Source organism: Pandoraea sp. E26 (assembly GCF_000681415.1).
GTDB classification, from domain to species: domain Bacteria; phylum Pseudomonadota; class Gammaproteobacteria; order Burkholderiales; family Burkholderiaceae; genus Pandoraea; species Pandoraea pnomenusa.
On record NZ_AYXJ01000047.1, the window covers coordinates 1 to 19,527 of the forward strand.

16 protein-coding genes and 2 pseudogenes are annotated in these 19,527 nt (G+C 58.8%); 15 read left to right on the top strand and 3 right to left on the bottom strand.

The genetic code is table 11. From position 1 onward, the window contains the following. Together W930_RS0124165 and W930_RS28720 are read right to left on the bottom strand one after the other, a co-directional pair. A partial coding sequence (locus tag W930_RS0124165; protein WP_028731375.1) for a transposase occupies nt 1-240 on the bottom strand: 240 nt, incomplete at its 3' end. Between the two features lie 238 nt (nt 241-478). Next, nucleotides 479-1,372, bottom strand: a complete 894-nt coding sequence (locus W930_RS28720) for an IclR family transcriptional regulator (protein ID WP_080685255.1) — start codon at nt 1,370-1,372, stop codon at nt 479-481. A 741-nt stretch (nt 1,373-2,113) separates the two neighbouring features. On the opposite strand from W930_RS28720, the gene W930_RS0124175 reads away from it, so the two are divergent. From W930_RS0124175 to W930_RS30935, 4 genes and pseudogenes are all read left to right on the top strand, one after another. Then, on the top strand, nt 2,114-3,331 hold the full coding sequence (locus W930_RS0124175) for an aromatic ring-hydroxylating dioxygenase subunit alpha (RefSeq protein WP_023594758.1): 1,218 nt from the start codon (nt 2,114-2,116) through the stop codon (nt 3,329-3,331). Continuing rightward, on the top strand, nt 3,332-3,799 hold the full coding sequence (locus tag W930_RS0124180; protein ID WP_023594759.1) for an aromatic-ring-hydroxylating dioxygenase subunit beta: 468 nt from the start codon (nt 3,332-3,334) through the stop codon (nt 3,797-3,799). It abuts the gene before it with no gap. A gap of 92 nt (nt 3,800-3,891) precedes the next feature. Further along, nucleotides 3,892-4,905 (top strand): ABC transporter substrate-binding protein, encoded by a 1,014-nt coding sequence (locus W930_RS0124185; protein ID WP_023594760.1) that lies wholly within the window; start codon nt 3,892-3,894, stop codon nt 4,903-4,905. Then, nucleotides 4,902-5,399: pseudogene (locus W930_RS30935) on the top strand (ATP-binding cassette domain-containing protein); the annotation flags it as partial. The gene W930_RS0124185 and the pseudogene W930_RS30935, both read left to right, overlap by 4 nt. Here the strand turns inward: W930_RS30935 and W930_RS30940 are convergent. After that, a complete protein-coding gene (locus W930_RS30940) occupies nt 5,379-5,552 on the bottom strand; it encodes a hypothetical protein (protein WP_023594761.1) in 174 nt (57 codons plus the stop codon). The pseudogene W930_RS30935 and the gene W930_RS30940 sit on opposite strands and share 21 nt — an antisense overlap. A 229-nt stretch (nt 5,553-5,781) precedes the next feature. Here W930_RS30940 and W930_RS0124195 point away from each other — a divergent pair, with 229 nt between their 5' ends. From W930_RS0124195 to W930_RS29900, 11 genes and pseudogenes are all read left to right on the top strand, one after another. Then, nucleotides 5,782-6,519 carry an ABC transporter permease gene (locus tag W930_RS0124195; protein ID WP_023594762.1) on the top strand — a complete coding sequence of 246 codons (738 nt, stop codon included), beginning with the start codon at nt 5,782-5,784 and terminating at the stop codon, nt 6,517-6,519. A gap of 76 nt (nt 6,520-6,595) precedes the next feature. After that, the gene (locus tag W930_RS0124200; protein WP_023594763.1) at nt 6,596-7,471 is read left to right on the top strand and encodes an acetaldehyde dehydrogenase (acetylating); all 876 of its coding nucleotides are present in this window, start codon (nt 6,596-6,598) and stop codon (nt 7,469-7,471) included. A 9-nt stretch (nt 7,472-7,480) separates the two neighbouring features. Continuing rightward, complete coding sequence (gene dmpG / locus W930_RS0124205; protein ID WP_023594764.1) at nt 7,481-8,497, top strand: 4-hydroxy-2-oxovalerate aldolase; 1,017 nt, start codon at nt 7,481-7,483, stop codon at nt 8,495-8,497. Between the two features lie 22 nt (nt 8,498-8,519). Next, nucleotides 8,520-9,563, top strand: a complete 1,044-nt coding sequence (locus tag W930_RS0124210; RefSeq protein ID WP_023594765.1) for a 2Fe-2S iron-sulfur cluster-binding protein — start codon at nt 8,520-8,522, stop codon at nt 9,561-9,563. Continuing rightward, nucleotides 9,547-9,957, top strand: a complete 411-nt coding sequence (locus W930_RS28725) for a Rieske 2Fe-2S domain-containing protein (protein ID WP_080685259.1) — start codon at nt 9,547-9,549, stop codon at nt 9,955-9,957. The genes W930_RS0124210 and W930_RS28725 overlap by 17 nt, the downstream gene beginning before the upstream one ends. A 108-nt stretch (nt 9,958-10,065) precedes the next feature. Further along, complete coding sequence (locus W930_RS28730) at nt 10,066-11,211, top strand: MFS transporter (RefSeq protein ID WP_072619117.1); 1,146 nt, start codon at nt 10,066-10,068, stop codon at nt 11,209-11,211. A 227-nt stretch (nt 11,212-11,438) separates the two neighbouring features. Beyond that, complete coding sequence (locus W930_RS0124225) at nt 11,439-12,716, top strand: MFS transporter (RefSeq protein ID WP_023594768.1); 1,278 nt, start codon at nt 11,439-11,441, stop codon at nt 12,714-12,716. 407 nt (nt 12,717-13,123) lie between these two features. After that, nucleotides 13,124-15,154 carry a sigma-54-dependent Fis family transcriptional regulator gene (locus W930_RS29895; protein WP_231107028.1) on the top strand — a complete coding sequence of 677 codons (2,031 nt, stop codon included), beginning with the start codon at nt 13,124-13,126 and terminating at the stop codon, nt 15,152-15,154. A gap of 363 nt (nt 15,155-15,517) precedes the next feature. Next, nucleotides 15,518-17,047, top strand: coding sequence for an aldehyde dehydrogenase family protein (locus W930_RS0124245; protein WP_023594772.1), 1,530 nt, complete (start codon nt 15,518-15,520; stop codon nt 17,045-17,047). Nucleotides 17,048-17,373: 326 nt separating this feature from the next. Beyond that, the gene (locus W930_RS28735) at nt 17,374-19,332 is read left to right on the top strand and encodes a propionyl-CoA synthetase (protein WP_023594773.1); all 1,959 of its coding nucleotides are present in this window, start codon (nt 17,374-17,376) and stop codon (nt 19,330-19,332) included. Further along, nucleotides 19,326-19,490 (top strand): annotated as a pseudogene (locus tag W930_RS29900) (allophanate hydrolase); the annotation flags it as partial. The gene W930_RS28735 and the pseudogene W930_RS29900, both read left to right, overlap by 7 nt. Nucleotides 19,491-19,527 lie beyond the last annotated feature (37 nt).

Consider the following 19,527-nt stretch of genomic DNA (forward strand, 5'->3'; position numbering starts at 1 on the left):
CAGAATGGCCTTGTCCAGGCCTAGCTCGGCCACTAGCCTCTTGAGGCGTGCGTTCTCGTCTTGCAACTGTTTGAGATCACGTACCTGATCTGACTGCATACCGGCGTATTGCTTCTTCCAGCGATAAAACGTCTGCTCCGAAATACCGACGTGACGGATGAGATCGGCCACCGGCATACCCAACTCGGCCTGCTTCAGTACCGCCACAATCCGCTCGACTGAAAAGCGCTTGCGTTTCATAGCAAACTCCTCCTTCTTCTAAGGGTAAAGTTTGCCGAAAAACTAACGTTCCAGGTGGTCCAGATTTCTCATTGCAGATCAACCTGATGCAGCGGTACAACTGGATACGACCGCATCAGTTCAATGGCGGGATAGCTCCTGCCGTAGCAGAAGAAAAACTTAACGCAGTGTCCGGGATGGGTTGGCCACTACAGGATGACGTCGAAGGTCGCTGTTGGCGACCGAGTGCCCGTTGGGGCTATGCCAAGCTTGTATTGACCAGATGCCGGCGGGTGGCCCCGCGACCAGCCCACTGCCTGAAAATCTGCAATGATGGAGCACCGTTCATCAAGAGCTTCGATGCTGCCTTTAGTTGCGCGCAAATAGCTTCTTCGGCCTCGGCTGCTACAGCATCACTGGGCGCGGTCACAATAAGTCCACCGAGCGGCTGTAATTCTTTCTGGTGAATCAGGGGCACGCCAAGGGCCACCAATCCTTCGTAATAGTCATCGCGTGCCACGGCGTAGCCTTGCATGCGAACCAAATTGAGTTCTTGTGCGAGGACTGCCGGCTCTGTGATCGTTCTCGATGAGTGTGCCTCATACGGGCCGGGACCGAGCAACCGCTCACGTTGCTCCGCAGTCATCCATGCAAGTAGGAGCTTTCCAGAGGCAGACGCGTGCAATGGACTCTTGAGCCAAGTGTCGTAGTAGGGAGAAAGCGACTGGGTGCCTTGAACGAAGTCCACTAGTAGCCGCTCGCTGCCTATGAACAGCACAAGTGCCACCGTGGCCCCCCCAGCGGCTCTCTGACACGAAGAGAGAGTCAGCGCCGATTCCCGTCGCAATTGAGTGAGCGGGTGAAACAGTGATAGGGGGGATAGCGCCAACGGCCCTGGCAGATAGCGCTTCTGAATTTCTTCGCGGACGGCGTAGCCGTGCTCCACCAGCGTTTGCAGGAGTCGGTGTGCAGTGCTCGCGTCAAGGCCCGTCTCGGCAGCAATGTCCGACAACGACATGTATCCGTTTGCCTGCCTGAGTACGTCAAGGACTTGGAGCCCGCGCGCGAGTGAGCCCGTCACGGCTGCACCCTCATCACCTTTGGCATGAAGCGACGGCTGTTTAACTTTCGAGTTGAGTGTATTTTTCGGCACGTTACGAAGAGGCTTCGGAAGAAACCTTCGATGAACATTTCACAATAAGTATCTCATTGTATCGAGTCACTATCTGGATGCAAGCGGTCCGGAAGCATGACCAGGAGAGAGTGAGGGGGCTTTTGCGCGGAGCCGTTTCCGTGCTCGGAGTGGCAGCCGGTTGCCTGCGTGGGCCGGGCGCGCGGGCGGCTCGAAGGTGTCGAGTCGGTCTTCGCTGACATAGGCCCGCGGCGGCGCCTTTAGTGAAAATGTGATTTCGTTATGAAACGATATTATTTCTCATATCGAAAATAAAGAATATATAGGTGCTATTCGTGTTGATGCGGCGATCAAGGGCGGGCTGCTGGGTGGCTCCTTCCGAGCCGGTGCTTGGACTCATCGCGCTTTGGCGCTGCTGCTTTCGGAGCTTGTCATGGCTGCACACCCGCCGTCCGCTAGATCCTATGTGGTCCGATGACGGCATGCCCTGCGCTGCCTGACAAAACGCTAATCTCGAGCTGCTGCGGGGCGCCAGGAGCACTCTCGACCGAGGAGCCCTCCATGGTGTTGGTGTAAACACTTATGCCGTTTAACGAAACTATCATTGCATTAAACGAAGTCGTGATGCACTATTTGAGAACGGGCTTTGCCGTGCGAGCACGCTTAGAAACCAGCAATGGGAGTGTGCGTGTCGCCGCCTTCCAAACCCCGACCAACCTGGCCGCAGCATGACTTGGACCCAACCTGACACAAAGAGACCCTATGACACGCAATGCCACCCAGTGGGTAGACCTGCCTCGTCTTCCCGAGGATCACTACGTCAACTCCCGGATCTATACGGATCCCGATGTGTTTGCCCTGGAGCGCGAGAAGATCTTCGCCCGCACCTGGAAGTTCGCCTGCCACGAGAGCGAACTTCCATTGCCCGGCGACTTTCGTACGCTGGAACATGCCGGCATTCCTGTTGTTGTCGTGCGCGGGCCTGATGGCACCGTGCGCTCCTTCCTCAACGCCTGCTCGCACCGCGGCGCCCAGCTGGTGACGGAACCGCGTGGCAACTCCAAGTACTTCACCTGCTTCTTCCATCTCTGGTCTTACGATACCAAGGGCCGCTGCATCGAGATCACCCGTGAGGACGGCTACAAGCAGTGCAAACTGACCAAGGACGATTGCGGACTGCGCAGCGTACGCACAGCCGAGAAGCTAGGGCTGATTTTCATCAATCTCGACGACGACGCGGAGGAGTTCGACAGCTACGCCGGCAACGCCCTGGACGACTTGATCGAACCCATGGGGACGCAGCCGATGGAGGTGTTCCATTTTCACCGCGTGCTGATGCAGGCCAACTGGAAGCAGTGGCACGAGACCAACATGGAGCTTTACCACGAGTGGGGCCATGTGGTGAACCGGACCACCAGTGTTGCAGCGGGCGGCTACCACGAGCGCAAGTGGAAGATCGATCCTCATGGGCACGGATCGCTCGACCCGCTGAAGGTCGAGTACGACAAGTACAAGGGTTGGGAAGGACGCCAGGACCTGACACTGCCCGGACTCTCGCCCGGTGAGTTCCGCGTCGTCGACCTGTTCCCCAACACGACCGTCATCATCCGGGCGACCACTGTCCGCATCGACACCAGCATTCCGATCGCGCCGGGCGTCACCCTGCTGGAGCAACGCGGCCTGGGCATCAAAGGCGAATCGTCCTCGGACCGCGCGCAAAGGCAGGAGCATCACAACCAATTCTGGGGCCCGTTCGGGCGCAATCTGGCGGAAGACGTGATCTTTGTCGAGGCCGTCGAGCGAACCAACCGCCATGGCGCGTCGCGCTACGGGATCATTGCGCGCCACGAAGACCTGATGTCCCAGGACGACGAAATCATGCGCGCCTATTACCGCGTCTGGGGCGAGTATATGGGCACTAGCGCCGCCAACCCGCTCAACAAGGCCGCGCGCCGTGAAGCGGAAATGGAGGTGGCTTGAATGGAAACGATCAAAATGAGTAATGAAAACATCCACCGCCTGATTTACACCTCGGCACTCAAGCTGGACGCCGAGGACTTCAAGGGCTTCCTGCGCCACTGTGGCGAGAGCTTTCGCTACGCTATCAAGGCCTACAGCCCGGAACTCGGCAAGGAGATGACTTGGCTGGACCACGGGCGCACCGGAATGCAGGACCTGTTTGCGATGCTGCCCCAGCATGTGCGCATGAAAGGGCGCTTCAAACGACACGTGAGTGTTTATTCGGTCGACCAGCAGGATGACGGCCAGGCAAAAGCGCACTCCAGCGTCCTGCTTATCCACACGGATTCCGAGGGGAATTCAAAGCTTTTTGCCGCGGGGCAGTATTCCGATGTGATTGACTTGAGCGGTGATGTGCCACGCCTCGTCGAGCGCGTGGTGCATCTCGAAACGCGAGAGCTTGGACCCGGCATGCACATCCCCGTGTGACGGTAGCCTAGCCGGCGTCGGAAACTACAAGAAGCCAGCACATGGCTCACGCCGTTCCATCGCCGATCAACATTCGCTCCATTGGAGGAGACATGACCGAACTTAAGTTTCTAAGTCGCGCGCTGCTTGCGCTCGGAACGTTCGCGAGCTCGGTCGTGATGGCGCAGGCCGCGTCTGTTAGCGGCGAGACGATTCGCATACAGAAGTACCCTGGCGTCATCAGCCTGCTGGCCATAGTCGCCACCGAGCGTGGCTATTGCGCCAAGCAAGGCATCAACTGCGTGCTCAGTACCATCCCGTCTTCTGTGGCGGGGCTGCAATCCATGCTCTCCAACGGTATCGATGTCGCCACGCCGGCGGTGGAGGCGGCCTTGCAACTGGCCGCCAAGGGAACGCAGGTGCGTCTGATCGCCAACATCTCGCGCAACGGTCCCTATGTGTTCGCGGTAACTGATCAGATATCGTCCGGCCCTAACCAGAAAAAAAGCTTCCCGGCGCTGATGCATGACTTGAAGGGCAAGAAAGTCGGCGTCACAACCCGTGGCTCCGGTCCCGAATACATCCTGCGAAGCATGCTTGCCGCCGCCGGCATGAAGGACAGCGATGTGACCATTGTCGCTGTGGGGGGGGCGTACACGGCTTACGCCGGGCTCGTGGACAAGCAGATCGACGCCACCGTCAGCTTCGAACCCCTGGGCGCACTCTGCGAAGTCCTGAAAACCTGTCACATCAGCCTGTGGTTTCCCCGGGGAGATGGCCCCAAGGAGTTGACGCATCTGGCTGGCGCTTATGTGCCCATGGTGGTGCGAGCGGAGTATGCGGAGAAGAACCCCAAGGTGATCGAAGCGCTGCGCAGCGCGCTCAAGGACGCTGAGACATTCGTGCATACCAGTTCCAACTTCGATGAGTTGCAGCGCATCACTGCAAAACACTTCAAGATGGACCATCCCCAGTCCGGGGCGCTGATCGCGACCATGCTGCGCAACACGCTCCCGAATCTCTACTACGAGATCGATCCCAAGGGCGTGCAAGCGGCTAGCGACTATATGGTGCGCACCGGCCAACTCGACAAACCGGCCGACATTTCCAAGCTGGTGCTGCGATGAGCAATATTGCGACCCTTGCGTACAAGAGCGCATACGCCGAGCCCGCTAGCCCTAGTCCGGCGAACTCCGCCGAGCTGGCCGCAATTTCTATCGACGGACTGAGGCTCGAGTTCCAACCGGGCCGCCCGGTGCTCGACAAGATTTCGCTGTCCATCCCGCATGGTCAGTTCGCGCCCATCGTGGGTCCTAGCGGTTGCGGTAAGACCACGGTGCTGAATCTGCTGGCGGGCCTGGTCAACGGCCCGTACCAGGGCGATATCAAGCTGCTGCAGCAACCGCCCCGGCTGGGCTCGCACGATGTGGCCTACATGCTGGCGCGTGACTGCATGCTGCCCTGGCGTGATGCCCTGGGCAATGCCAGTTTCGGCATGGAAGTGCGCGGCGTGCCCAAGCAGCAATGCGAGGAACGCGCCATCAAGCTGATGACGCGGGTGGGACTGGCAGGTTTCGAGAAATCCTATCCCAAGCAGCTGTCACACGGCATGCGCCAGCGCTGCGCGCTGGCCCGAACTTTCGCGCTCGATTCCAGTGTGTTGCTGATGGATGAGCCTTTCGGCGCGCTGGATGCTCAGACCAAGCTCCAGCTCGAAGAACTGCTGGTCGATCTCTGGCAGGCCGAGCGCCGCACGGTGGTGTTCATCACACACGACATCGGCGAAGCAATTGCGGTCTCGGACCGCGTCATCGTGATGAGTGGCCGCCCCGGGCGGATTGTGTCCGACACGCTTATTTCGCTGCCGCGGCCGCGCTCGGTGCGAGAGCTGCAAAAGAGCGCGGAGTACCACAAGATCTATGCCCACATCTGGGAAAAGCTGGAAGGCGATTGGAGGGCCAGTGATGCCAAATTACGCAAAAACCCAGAGGCTTTCGTTGGGCATGATGGCCACGCACCTGGTGTTCCTGGCGATTTTTCTCGGCCTGTGGCAGTTTGCCGTGGTGCAAGGCTGGGTCGATCAAACCTTCTTCGGCAGCCCGCGCGGCATTGTGATGTTCCTGTTCGACGGCTTCCTCGGCAGCACAGCGCTGTGGCGGGAGCTGGCGTGGTCGCTGGGGGGAACGCTGGCCGCGTTCGTGCTGGGAAGCGTGGCCGCAGTGCTGGCCGCGCTGGTGTTTATCAACTACCCGGGTGTCGAGAAATTCGCCGAGCCCTACCTGTCGGCGCTGAACTCGATGCCGCGCATTGCCCTCGTGCCGCTGTTCATCCTGTGGTTTGGCCTGGGGCTGGCGTCGAAGATCGCCATGGGCTTCACGCTCACCTTCTTCATTGTCCTGTCCAGCGCCGTGGCCGGCATCCGTGGCGTGAGCCAGGACCATCTGACGCTGACGTCCACGCTCGACGCCCGCCCGCGCCAGATCTTCTCGCTGGTGACGTTGCCCAATGCGGTGCCGGTGATCTTCTCCGGCTTGCGGCTGGGCCTGGTCTACGCCCTGCTAGGCGTCATCGGCTCCGAAATCATTGCCTCCGAACATGGCTTGGGGCAGCAGATTTCCTACCTCGCATCGACGTTCAACATGAACGGTGTGCTGGCGCTTTTGATCGTGCTGGCCGCGCTGGCCACCTCCATCAACTACAGCATGTCCCGACTGGAGAAGCATTTGCTGCGCTGGCAGTAAGTCGTCCAAAGACCTGTCGAGCGCGAAACCAACGACACGCTATCTGAGAACCACCCTGAATAGAAGGAGCGATTTGATGACCACACTTTCCAAACGCATTCCCGTTGCCATTCTAGGCTCGGGAAACATCGGCACCGACCTGATGTACAAGATTCGCAACAACCCGCTGTTTGACCTGCGCCTGGTTGCGGGCATCGACGCCGCTTCGGAGGGCCTGGCGCGCGCTCGCGAACTGGGTTACAGAACTTCAACCGACGGGGTCGAGGCGGTTCTCGAGGCTGGCGACATTCGCATCGTCTTCGAAGCGACATCTGCACGCGCCCACAAGCTCAATGCACCTCGCTTCAAGGAAGCCGGGATCTTTGCGATCGACCTCACGCCTGCGAAAGTTGGCCCCAGTGTCGTGCCATGCGTGAACATGAACGACAGTTTCGAGGCCATGAATGTAAACCTGATTTCCTGCGCGGCGCAGGCAACCATTCCCATGGTGCACGGCGTGAGCCGCGTGGCGAACGTAAAGTACGCAGAGATCGTCGCGACGGTTGCGAGCAAGAGCATCGGGCCGGGTACGCGGGAAAACATCGAGGAGTTCACGCTGACCACGCAAAAGGCGCTGGCCGAGGTGGGCGGCGCCGGGCGCGGCAAGGCCATGGTGGTAATCAATCCGGCCGATCCTCCTCTGATCATGCGAAACACCATCTACACCATCGTGGACGACGATGTAGACGAGCAGGCCGTGAAGGACTCCGTGCTGGACATGGTGGAGCAGGTCCAGCGCTACGTCCCCGGCTATCGTCTCGTTGTCGAACCCTTTCGACGCGGCGATCACTTCATGATCGGCGTTGAGGTCGAGGGGGCGGGCGACTTTCTTCCGACTTATGCGGGCAATCTGGACATCATCAACGCGGCGGCGGTGGCCGTGGCTGAGCGCTATGGCGCAACACTGAACTAGGAGTATTTCATGGCCAAAATTACCTTCATCGACGTCACCTTGCGTGACGGCAATCACACCTTCCGCCACCAGTTCACGCCGGAGATCGTGCAGGCCACTGCCGCAGCCCTCGACGCCGCCGGGGTTGACATCATTGAGGTCGGCCATGGCGACGGAATGGGCGGCAGCTGCCTGCACGTCGGGCGCGCACCTGCCACCGACCGTCAACTGCTTGAGGCCGCATGCAAGGTCACCAAGCGCGCGAAAGTCGGCATTCTAATGTTGCCGGGCTTCGGATTGTTCTCGGACCTGGAGATGGCGGCAGAGGTCGGTGTGAGCGTGGCACGCATCGCAACGCATTGCACCGAGGCCGACGTGACCGAGCAGCATCTGCGGCGCGCCAAGGATCTTGGCATGTTCACCGTCGGCTATCTGGTTTCGGCCGGCATGGCCAGCCCCGAGAAGTTGGCGGAACAGGCGCGCAAGCTCGAAGCCTATGGGGCGGACTATGTGAACCTGGCCGAGTCGCAGGGACATCTTGTTCCGAGCGAAGTCGCCGCCCGGATTCGCGCGGTTCACCAGGCCGTGAGCATTCCGATCGGTTTTCATCCCCACAACAACCTGGGTCTGGCCATCGGCAACATCCTTGCCGCCGTGGATGAGGGCGCGACCTACATTGACGGCAGTCTCAAGGGCTTCGGCGGCGGTGCGGGCAATGCCCAGACCGAAGTGGCCGTCACGGCTCTCAAGCGCGCCGGCCACGAAGTAGGGACCGATCTGTTCGGCATCATGGACGCAGCCGACGTCTTTGCACGCCAGGTGGCCCCGCAGCCAATGCCCGTCATCGACAACGACTCGCTGCTCATGGGTTACGCCAATGTCTATGGCGGATACATCAATCCTGTCAGGCACGCTGCCGAGCAGTACGGCTGTGATCCGCGCGCACTCGTGCTGCGCTTGGGCGAGCGTAGGGTGGTTGCCGCCCAGGAAGACGTGGTGATTGAAGAGGCCCAGAAACTGTCCCGTGCCATGAGCCAGGCAGCCTGAGCCGCGAACTAGGAGAGCTGAGATGGACGCTATTGTCCAAGTGCAAAGTGCGGGCGAGTGCCACAGCTTCGCGTGCGCGCCGGGCGAACGCCTGCTCCACGCCGGCCTGCGCGGGGGCGTGAGTCTCCCTTATGGCTGCGCCACGGGCACCTGCGGCGATTGCCGTGCCACGGTAGTGTCCGGAAACGTCGAGTCGCTGTGGCCGGATGCTCCCGGGGCCCGCGCATTGCGCGGGCCCGGCGAGATCCTGTTGTGCCAGTCGGTCACTCACGGTGCCTGCGTCATCGAAACCAAGCCCGAGCCACGCACGTATCCGCGCGAGCTGCCCCAAAGCTGTGGGGGAGTGCTCGCCCGCGCGGTTCCGAACGACGATGGCCTGACCTGGGTAGATATCGAGCTGGACAGGCCGATGCGCTTTCTGGCCGGCCAGTTTGTGCTGGTGGCCGTGCCAGGCGTCGAAGGCTACCGCGCCTATTCGCCTGCGCACGACGGGCAAGATGTGTCGCGCCTTTCGCTGGTCGTGCGAAACAAGGCTGACGGTGCGCTTTCCCCGTTGCTGTCCTCGCGCGATTCGACAGGTTTGCGCGTGCAGGTCTTCGGCCCCTTGGGTGCGGCGCATGTGCGGCCGGACGAGGACGGCGACCTGGCCGTGGTTGTCGGAGGGTCAGGCGCGGCGGTGGCCTTGTCGATACTCGACTGGGCCGTCGCTTCCGGCCACCTGGGGCGGCATCGCCTCGATCTCGTGTGCGGATTGCGGACCTCGCGCTGTCCCGAGGTGCTGGACCGCCTGGCCGCGGCGGCCGCGCGTTTTGCGAATAGCCTGAGGATTATCGTGGCGCTTTCCGACCAGGACAGTGCGGGTGTCGCGCTTGCCGGCGCCGGCGCCAACCTGCAGTTTGAGTCGGGCATGGCGCACGAGGTCGCGGCGCGTTGCCTGGAAGGCGTGTGGAAGGACCGCGCGGTATTCGTCGCCGGGCCGCCGCCCATGGTTCAGGGAACGCTGCGGATGCTGATTACCAAAGCTCGCCTGAATCCGACGAGCATACGCTATGACAGCTTTTCCTGAGACGGTAATGGCCGCATACCCGGATCAATTGAAGAACCACGCTAAGGATACGATGATGCAACAGAATGAAAAATGGGAAGCGGCCTGCGACGCCGCGGAATTCGACGGCGAGGAGATGATGGAATGCCGCGCCGGCGAACGCGATGTTCTCCTGGTCCGCCTCGGCGATCGCATCGTCGCGTGCCCGGCAATTTGTCCTCATCTGGAAGAGCGGCTCGCTTTCGGCTTTGCCGATGGCAATGTGTTGACCTGTTCCAAGCATCTGTGGCAGTGGGACCTCGAAACCGGCGACCCTATGGGCGTTGCGGAGAAGCGTCTCGCGGTGGCACCGGTGCGCATCGAGAACGGCAAGATCTTGGTGGACACTGCGCTGCTCGCGTGCGCTGACCACTAGTCCTTGATCACCATGGCTGAGCCGTCCACTTGTTGCGCAAACCGCGCTGCTGGGATCCGCACTGGAGAGCGATCCATCGACAGCCGCTACAGTTGGTGGGTTGCGGCCATGACGCTGGTGATCGCGTCGCTTAGTTTTGGTGCGGTCACGTCAATTCCCATACTACTGAAGCCCCTTGCCCGCCACTGGGAGACGGGAGCGAGCACCATTGCATTGGTCCACACTTCGGCGATGTTCGGTGCGGCCATTGGCAGCGTGGTACTGGGCCGAATGCTGGACCGCTTCGGCTTCTTTCGCATCGCGATGCTGGCCGCGATCTCCACGGGTCTGGGTCTGCTGCTTGCGGCCTCGGCCCGGAGTCTGCTGACGTTGCATCTGGCCTATGGCGTGCTGATTGGTGGCGTTGGCCAGGGCGCGTTCTTCAGCCCGCTTACGGCCGCTGTAAGCCAATGGTTCGATAAACATCGAGCACTGGCGATCGCCATCGCAGCCAGCGGACAAAGCGTGGGTGGATTGACGATGCCGCCCTTGTTGCGATGGGGTGCGGATACGGTCGGGTGGCGGGTGACGTTGGTGACTTATGGGTTTGGCGCAGGCCTCGCGCTCATGGCATGCGCGTTCGCGTTCCGGCGCTCGCCCCCGCCGCATGTCCTTCCGCCCAGCGTTTCCGGCAAGGGCGAAGCGGATCTGTCCGCCGCACGCGACAGTTTCCTCATGCTCGGCCTATGCATGGCTCTCTCCAACCATGCGAGCTTTATGGTAATCGCGCACCTGACGGCTTTTGGCGAGGAGAAAGGGTTTGCTCCGGCCGCCGCCGCGGCCCTGGTGTCGGCAATGCTCGGCGTGACGCTCGTTTCGCGCCTGTCCGCCGGGCCGCTGTCGCACCGATGGGGGCGCTACCGCGTGCTGCTGGCGATGTCGATGCTGCTCGCGTTCGGCATGACCTGGCTGGCGATGGCGCAGGGAACCGTTGCGATCACGCTCGGCGCCGTGCTAATTGGATTGGGCTTCGGTGGCTACGTGCCAGGCTACGCGATTCTCGTGCGGGAGCTGTTTCCTGCCGCCCAGGCAGGTCGTCGGATTGCCGAGATTTACTTCTTCGCATTCGTCGCGGCAGGCATCGGGAGTTGGACCAGTGGCTGGCTGCGCGACCTGACGGGTGGCTATCCCATCCCGTTTGGGGTTGCAGCCTGCTCGGCGGGCTTGGGTGCGGTCGGGCTGCTGCGGCTGCGTCAGCGTCTGCGGTCTGTGTGAACTCTGGCGATGGCGCCGAAACCATGAATTGATGCCCGTGTGGAAGGTTTCGATCTGCATCGCTGTAATACCAGGTGAAATGGAGGTGGCATGATTAACGAAGACATAAATGCATCATTCGCGAAACTTACGTCTTATAAGATTGAATTATCCGACTGAATAATGATTTTATATTGACGGAACTTAAATGAATGCAATAATTTAAATGCAATGATGAGGAGACTAAAATGAGTGGTGGTGAAAGGATTTGTAAACGAGTAAGAAACACGGTAACAATAGCTGCGGCCGTTGGGTATTTATTTGATGCCTATGCAATCAATATATTTGGAGTCACATTATCTTTGATTGCTGCAGATTTTGGGAGTGATATTAAAGCCTTGGGGGTTGTCGGATCGTTGTTCATCCTGGGTTACGCATTGGGAAGCTTTTTATTCGGCATGATGGCTGATAGGCTTGGGCGAAGATTGTCATTGGGCTTGTCTATTGCCGGGTACGGCGTTGTAACTGCCGTTACTGGATTTTCTCAGAACATTTTTCACTTGGGAATCGGCAGGTTTCTGGCTGGCTTTGGGGGAGGTGGGGAGCTGACAGTAGGTGTCCCGTATGTTATTGAGGTCTGGGAGAAGGGGAAGAGAACATGGGGGATTTCGTTGATGTTCTCTGGCTATGCCGTTGGGCTGATTTTGACGGCACTTGTGGCAAAGCTACTGCTTCCGCTTTACGGCTGGCGGGCTCTGTATTTTTTCTCAATCGTACCGGCGATTTTGATATTCTTTCTTCGAATAAAGCTTGATGAATCTCCAAGGTATGTTGAGGTTAAGGAAGGCATTCAAAGTGGAAAGATAAAAAACATTGGATTTTTTCAATGTTTGTCGAATAAAAAGATTGTCTCAAGAATGATCTTTGGAACATTTGTTTACATCTCTATCACGTCGATTTATTACGCGCAGGCGTTTTATGAAGTCACGATGATGAGAGAGAAATTTCATTTGCCTATGACGGATGCTACAGATGTAATACTGTTGTTTAACGCGGCAATGTTCATTTGTTCCATTCTTGCAGGATATCTGGGTGACCGCATTGGAAGAAGGCTGCTGGGTGCGCTGTCCTTGATTATTCTCGCAGTCGCTGTTTGGGTAGCTTATTCGGCGCAGTCGCTCGCGTTGTATGTCGGTATGGGCATGCTAACGTTCGGAATGATTGGGGCATCCTGGTCGGTTGGCATGGCGCACGTCGGTGAGTTGTTTCCAACACAAATTCGCGGTTCAGCGTACGGGTGGTGTGTTGCCCTTGGCCGGGTACCGTCAATTTTTGCACCCCTGATAATTGCTTACATGTCTACGGTTGTCCCGGGTGGCGTGGCGACAGCCATGCAATGGTCATTCGTGATTCTTGTATTTGCTCTGATTGCATATCTATTTGGTCCAGAAACCCACGGTGAAGAGATTGATGATCTGGTGAACGACACCGATAGAATGGATTGCAACCCTCTCCCACGGACTTGAACATCTCAAAACTAGGGAAAGGCGGAAGCCACACCGCAGGGTAGCGATTGTCAACGCAGTTGTTGGGTCGCGCTTACGCAGCCTGCTTTAGTTCTGCTGGCTCAATCCCCTACGGATTGAGCCAGCCTTCGGCCGTCAGGCTCCAGTTCCGTGTTGGCCTCGCTCGGGTATCCCAATAGTCTTAAGGTGAGTTGGTATCGGCCCCCGCTTGGTTGCCCAACAGTGAAGGTCTATCTGGGAACGGAAATAGAAGCCCGAAACAGCGGCGCGGTAATTTGACGGTGATCGTCCGTGGCGAATGCGTCTCTGCACTATTGGGCGACTAAGGGCGCGGATGCCAGTCAGGTTGCGGTTCATAGCATCCCGTCGCCAGGAATAGGAGCGATCGGCGTCCAAAGGAGACATAAGTGGGACAGAGTATTCGCAGCTTGCAGGAGGCGCGCCGCCACCTGCAAGAAAACGGTGTTTGTCAGCCGGGTGTTCTCGATGCACGTTTGGCACAGTCGTGGCAGCGCAGTCTTTACGCGGGCTTGCAACCACTGGCCAACTGCCACATTCCCGATCCGATTAGCGGTACTCCTCTGGATGAGGTGCTACACCGCAGTGCTGAGTTGCTCGCCCATGCAAAGCCCGTCATGGATTTCCTCTATGGCCAGATTCGAGGCAGCCACTGCATGGTTGTCTTGGCCGATGCACAGTGCGTTGTACTTCATACGCAAGGTGACCGTGCATTCCTGAACAGGGCGCAGCGTGTATCGCTAAGCCCTGGATCCTGCTGGCATGAAGACAGCCGTGGGACCAATGCGGTTGGTACCGCAGTCGCCGATCGGACTCCGATCCGGGTGCGTGGCGGTGAGCATTTCTTAGAGCAAAACAGCTTTCTGCACTGCTCGGCCGCACCGATCTTCTCAGCGCAGGGTGAAGTCGCCGGTGTAATCGACATTTCGGGCAATGTGATTGCTTCGCAGAGCCATACATTGAGCATGGCCAACATGGCGGCTCGCCTGATCGAGAACAGTTGGCTCAAAGCCAGCTACCCCCAGCATGTGCGCATCCACTTGCATACGCGTCCCGAGGGCTTAGACACGCCCGGCGAAGGCATTCTCGTCATGACGGAAGATGGCATTCTGATTGGGGCCAATCAAGAGGCCATGCGCATGCTTCGGATGACGACTTGCGATTTCCAGACATTGCGTCTTGAGGGCTTTCTGCAGGAGCGTTTGCATCACCTTTTGCGTAACCCGAGTTCGGAGGTTCAATCTTTGCGCCTGCCAAACAGGCAGCGCCTATACCTGCGCATCCTCTATCGTGGCACCTTCCAGGCACACTGGGGCTTGCCAACCACGACCATCGAAGAAAGAAATCAGGGGGCGCGCAGTAACGAAGCCGATGCTCTGGCTGCTATCGATTCCGGTGACTCCCGCTGGCACCTGGCAACCCAGAAAGTCAGGCGCATCCTGAATAAGCCCATCCCGTTACTGATTCAAGGCGAGTCCGGCGCCGGAAAGGAAGTCTTCGCCCGGGCCGTCCACGAATGCGGATCGCGCCGAGGCAAGCCCTTCGTGGCCATCAACTGTGCTGCGATCCCCGAATCGCTGATCGAGGCGGAATTGTTTGGGTATGCACCCGGCGCCTATACGGGCGCGCATAAGGAGGGTGGGCCAGGGCGTATCCGAGAAGCCGAAGGAGGGACACTTTTTCTCGATGAAATTGGCGACATGCCTTTCGTGCTGCAGACGCGACTGTTGCGTGTAATTCAAGAGCGCAAAGTCACGCCGCTGGGAGGGAGCCCTGTCGGAGTAGATTTCGCACTGATAAGTGCAACCCATCAACCGCTTGACTTGGCGATGGAAGAGGGCCGCTTCCGAAGTGACTTGTTCTACCGCATCAATGGCTTTAGCGTCCATTTGCCGGCACTGCGCGAGCGGGATGATTTTGACGAACTCGTTGCTCGAATACTGCGAGATTTTGATGCGCCTTCGGGTGTTTCTATAGAGTCAACTTTGCAGGATGCAATGCGCCGCTACCCCTGGCCAGGCAATCTGCGCCAATTGTCCAGTACTCTTCAAACTGCATGTGCGCTGCTGAATGAGGGCGAACTTCGCGTCGGCTGGGGGCATCTCGCTGACGACATGGCGCGAAAGCTGTCAGAATTCAGCTCGGCCAACGAAGCGGCGGACGTGTCTGCAGCGATACCAGCTAAGGTAGCGGCTCGCGCATCGGCTGCCAGCGCCAAAGCTGGCGACCAATCCGCTGGAATCGGCTCCAGTCTCGTCACCGAGACCGCGCGGAGTCCGAGTGAATTGAGAGCGCTTTCGCACGACGCGATCCTCTCATCCTTGCAAGCCAGCGGAGGCAATGTCAGCCGCGCCGCACGCCAACTCTCGATAAGCAGAGAAACCATTTATCGACATTTGCGACGTAGCCGCGGTATTTGAGTCCTGAATGCAAAAACAGGCACGGATCACGAAAGTTGTCGTAATGCTGCGATGATGTTCTCGCCAGGGCTCAGCGGCAGTTCTCTATAAGCCCCGCTCTGTATGGCTCTTGGTCGTGAGGACGACATTCCCATCGCTTGCCACCGAAAGTGACAAAAATCACTCTATGACACCTGCCTCATATTGAGACAGATCGGCAGCTTGGGCGGCATTTTAGTCTATAAAAATCAACGAGTTGCAATCTGACTTTGTGCTGGCACGATTGTTGAATTGCATAGGTGCGCATGGCGGCGAACGCCATCATGCGAGACACCCGATGGTCCCGCGAAGCAGCAGGGACATAAAGCAACCAAGAGACATTTGATGGCCGACCCCTTCGAGCTAAAACGCTTCAACCTTGACCTCGCCCACCCCTTCAACAGCCAGTACGAAAACTATATCGGTGGCAAATGGGTGGCCCCGTCCGCTGGCCGTTATTTCGAGAACATCTCGCCCATTACCGGAAGGCCACTCTGCAAGGTTGCTCAATCCGATGCCGAAGACGTGAATCGAGCTTTGGACGCTGCGCATGCGGCACAGGTGAAGTGGGGAAAGACATCCACCACGGAACGCTCCAATCTTCTCCTGAAGATCGCCGATCGTATTGAGGAAAACCTGAAGTGGCTGGCGGTGGCCGAAACGATCGACAACGGCAAACCGTTGCGCGAAACCATGGCGGCAGATTTGCCTCTGGTAGTAGACCAATTCCGCTACTTTGCAGGTTGCCTGCGTGCGGAAGAGGGGGCAATCTCCGAGATCGACGAAAACACCGTGGCCTACCACTTTCAGGAGCCGATCGGTGTGGTCGGCCAGATCATCCCGTGGAACTTTCCGCTCCTGATGGCTGCATGGAAGCTGGCGCCCGCGCTGGCAGCCGGTTGCTCGGTCGTGATGAAGCCGGCGGAGCAAACGCCTGCCTCGATCATGGTGCTGATGGAGGTCATTGGTGATCTGCTTCCGCCGGGTGTGGTCAACATCGTGAATGGCTTCGGCAAGGAGGCCGGTGAGGCCCTGGCGACCAGCACACGTATCGCCAAGATCGCGTTCACCGGTTCCACACCCGTGGGTCAACGTATTCTGCACGCTGCCGCGGACAACTTGATTCCCTCAACTGTCGAGTTGGGCGGCAAGAGTCCCAACATCTTCTTTGCCGATGTCATGGATAAGGACGACGAGTTCCTCGATAAAGCTCTCGAAGGTCTGGCCATGTTTGCGTTGAACCAGGGCGAGGTGTGCACGTGTCCATCGCGCATCTTGGTCCAGGAATCCATTGCTGAACGTTTTATCGAGAAAGCAACAAGTCGTGTTGCCGCTATCAAGACAGGCCATCCACTGGACCTGAGCACCATGGTCGGTGCTCAGGTATCGAAAGTGCAGATGGACAAGATTCTAGGCTACATCGAAATTGGCAGGCAGGAGGGAGCAAAGGCACTGATCGGTGGAGAACGCAATCTGCTTGGACAAGAGCTGGATGATGGTTACTACATCAAGCCGACCATCTTGCAAGGAACCAACCAGATGCGCATCTTCCAGGAGGAGATCTTCGGCCCCGTGGCGGCGCTGACGACCTTCAAGGACCTTGACGAAGCCATCGCCATCGCCAATGACACGGCATTTGGCTTAGGCGCAGGCGTGTGGAGCCGTAACGGCACCACTGCCTATAAGATGGGCCGCGCTATTGAGGCAGGGCGCGTGTGGACAAACTGCTACCACGCTTATCCGGCCCACGCAACTTTCGGTGGCTATAAGCGGTCAGGCATCGGCCGTGAAACGCACAAGATGGCTTTGGCGAACTATCAGCAAACCAAGTGCCTGTTGGTGAGCTATAGCGCCAACAAGCTGGGTTTCTTTTGAAATTTGACTGGCGATCTTCGAGTTGAAGGAACGGTGGAGTGATTGAGTTGACTCCCGCGCCTGAGCAATCTCATGATGAAGAAAATTCAAGCCGGGGGCTGATCATCCAACCTGGCCGCCATCTGCCCATGCAGGTGGCGGCTTCAATCATTTTGAGACCTATTGACTGTTGTGTTGAGATGGGGTGTTCCAGAACTATCTCGCCGGTAATGGGGGCAGTTTGTAGACGGCGCACAACTCCCCTTGCAGCAGACAAAGTAGGTAACGTCTCTAATCTGTCGTACTCCGCTGCTTCTCATGAGTCCGACTATTCGTGAGTTTGCGCAATGGCTACTCGAGAAAAAAACGTATTTGAAGCAATACACGTCCGCTCCCTTGCAAACCCAGAGGGATTTTGGGATGAAGCGGCACAGGGCATCAGTTGGTACAAGCCTTGGAGCAAGGTGCTCGATAGCAGCAACGCGCCGTTTCACCGCTGGTTCACGGACGGCGAGCTCAACACATGCTACAACGCGGTGGATCGGCACGTGGAGGCGGGCTGCGGCTCCCAGGCGGCGATCATCTACGACAGCCCGGTTACCCAGACGGTACTGACCATTACCTATGCTGAACTGCAGGACCAAGTCGCGCGCTTTGCCGGCGCCCTCCGGTCGCGAGGCGTAGAGAAGGGCGACCGGGTACTGCTGTACATGCCGATGATTCCGCAGTCCCTGGTTGCGATGCTCGCTTGCGCGCGGTTGGGGGCTGTGCATTCCGTTGTATTCGGCGGCTTTGCTCCGAACGAGTTGGCGACTCGAATTGATGACGCCAAGCCCAAGGCCATCGTTTCTGCTTCCTGCGGCATTGAACCGAGCCGTATCGTCAAGTACAAGCCGATGCTGGATGCCGCGATTGAGCAGTCCGCCCACAAGCCGGAGTGCGTCATTGTTTACCAGCGCCCGCAGGAGCGCGCGCTGCTGATTGACGGCCGCGACATCGACTGGGACGAGGCGGTGGCGGTGGCCGAGCCGGCGCAATGCGTACCAGTGAAGGCGACCGATCCACTCTACATCCTCTATACCTCGGGTACCACTGGGCAGCCCAAGGGGGTGGTGCGCGACAACGGCGGCCATGCCGTGGCCCTGCGCTGGACCATGGCCAATATCTATAACGTAGAGCCGGGCGATGTTTATTGGGCAGCGTCGGACGTGGGTTGGGTCGTTGGTCACTCCTACATTGTCTATGGACCGTTGCTTGCTGGCTGTACCACCGTGGTTTTTGAGGGAAAGCCCGTGGGTACGCCTGACGCGGGTACCTTCTGGCGCGTAATTGAACAGCACAAGGTCACTACGCTCTTCACTGCACCAACCGCATTCCGAGCCATCAAGCGCGAGGATCCGGAGGCCAGCCTTCTTAAGAAGTACGATCTGTCGCACTTCCGCGCCTTGTTCCTGGCGGGCGAGCGCTCTGATCCCGACACCCTGCGGTGGGCCGAAGACAGCTTAAAGGTTCCGGTGATCGACCACTGGTGGCAGACCGAAACCGGCTGGGCCGTAGCCGGCAATCCATTGGGTGTGGAACAGTTCCCCATCAAGTATGGTTCGGCAACGCGTCCAATGCCGGGTTGGGATGTACGGGTACTGGACAGCGAGCAGCGCGAGGTGCCACGTGGGCACATTGGAGCACTGAGTGTGAAGTTGCCGTTGCCGCCGGGCGCCCTGCTCACCCTGTGGCATGCGGACGAGCGCTTCAAGAAAGCCTACCTTCTCGCATACCCCGGATACTACGAGACCGGAGACGCTGGCTTCATCGATGAAGACGGCTACGTCCATGTCATGGCACGGACCGATGACATTATCAATGTTGCGGGCCATCGTCTGTCGACGGGAGCGATGGAAGAGGTGCTGGCCAGCCACAAAGACGTTGCCGAATGTGCGGTAATCGGCGTGGCTGATGGGCTGAAGGGCCAAGTGCCATTGGGCTTCTTGTGTCTCAAGGCCGGGGTGACGCGCGCGCACGAAGACATCGTGAGCGAAGTGGTGCAACTGGTACGCGAGCAGATTGGTCCGGTTTCCGACTTCAAGCGCGCGGTGGTGGTAGATCGCCTGCCGAAGACCCGGTCAGGAAAGATTCTGCGCAGCACGATGCAGAAGATTGCTGATGGTCAGGAGTGCAAGGTACCCGCCACTATTGATGACCCGGAAGTCTTGCCGGAGATTGGGGATGCATTGCGCAAGGTCGGTTTTGCTACGTATGCGCCGGGCCACATGTTCCCATCCTCGTACACTTCCGTCACGCGTCGCTGAAGGTCAATGGCACGGGCTTGCTGACCGTGTTTCAGGATCTCGGCCACCCCGGGCAGGCAGGACAAGGCGTCTCGGCCTGGGGTGTCATGGACCGTGCAGCGCTGAAGGCGGCCAACCGCGTGGTGGGCAACCGCAGCGATGGCGCGGCGCTGGAGACGGCGCCGGCTTGCAGCTGCAGAGCCTGGGCGCGTAGAC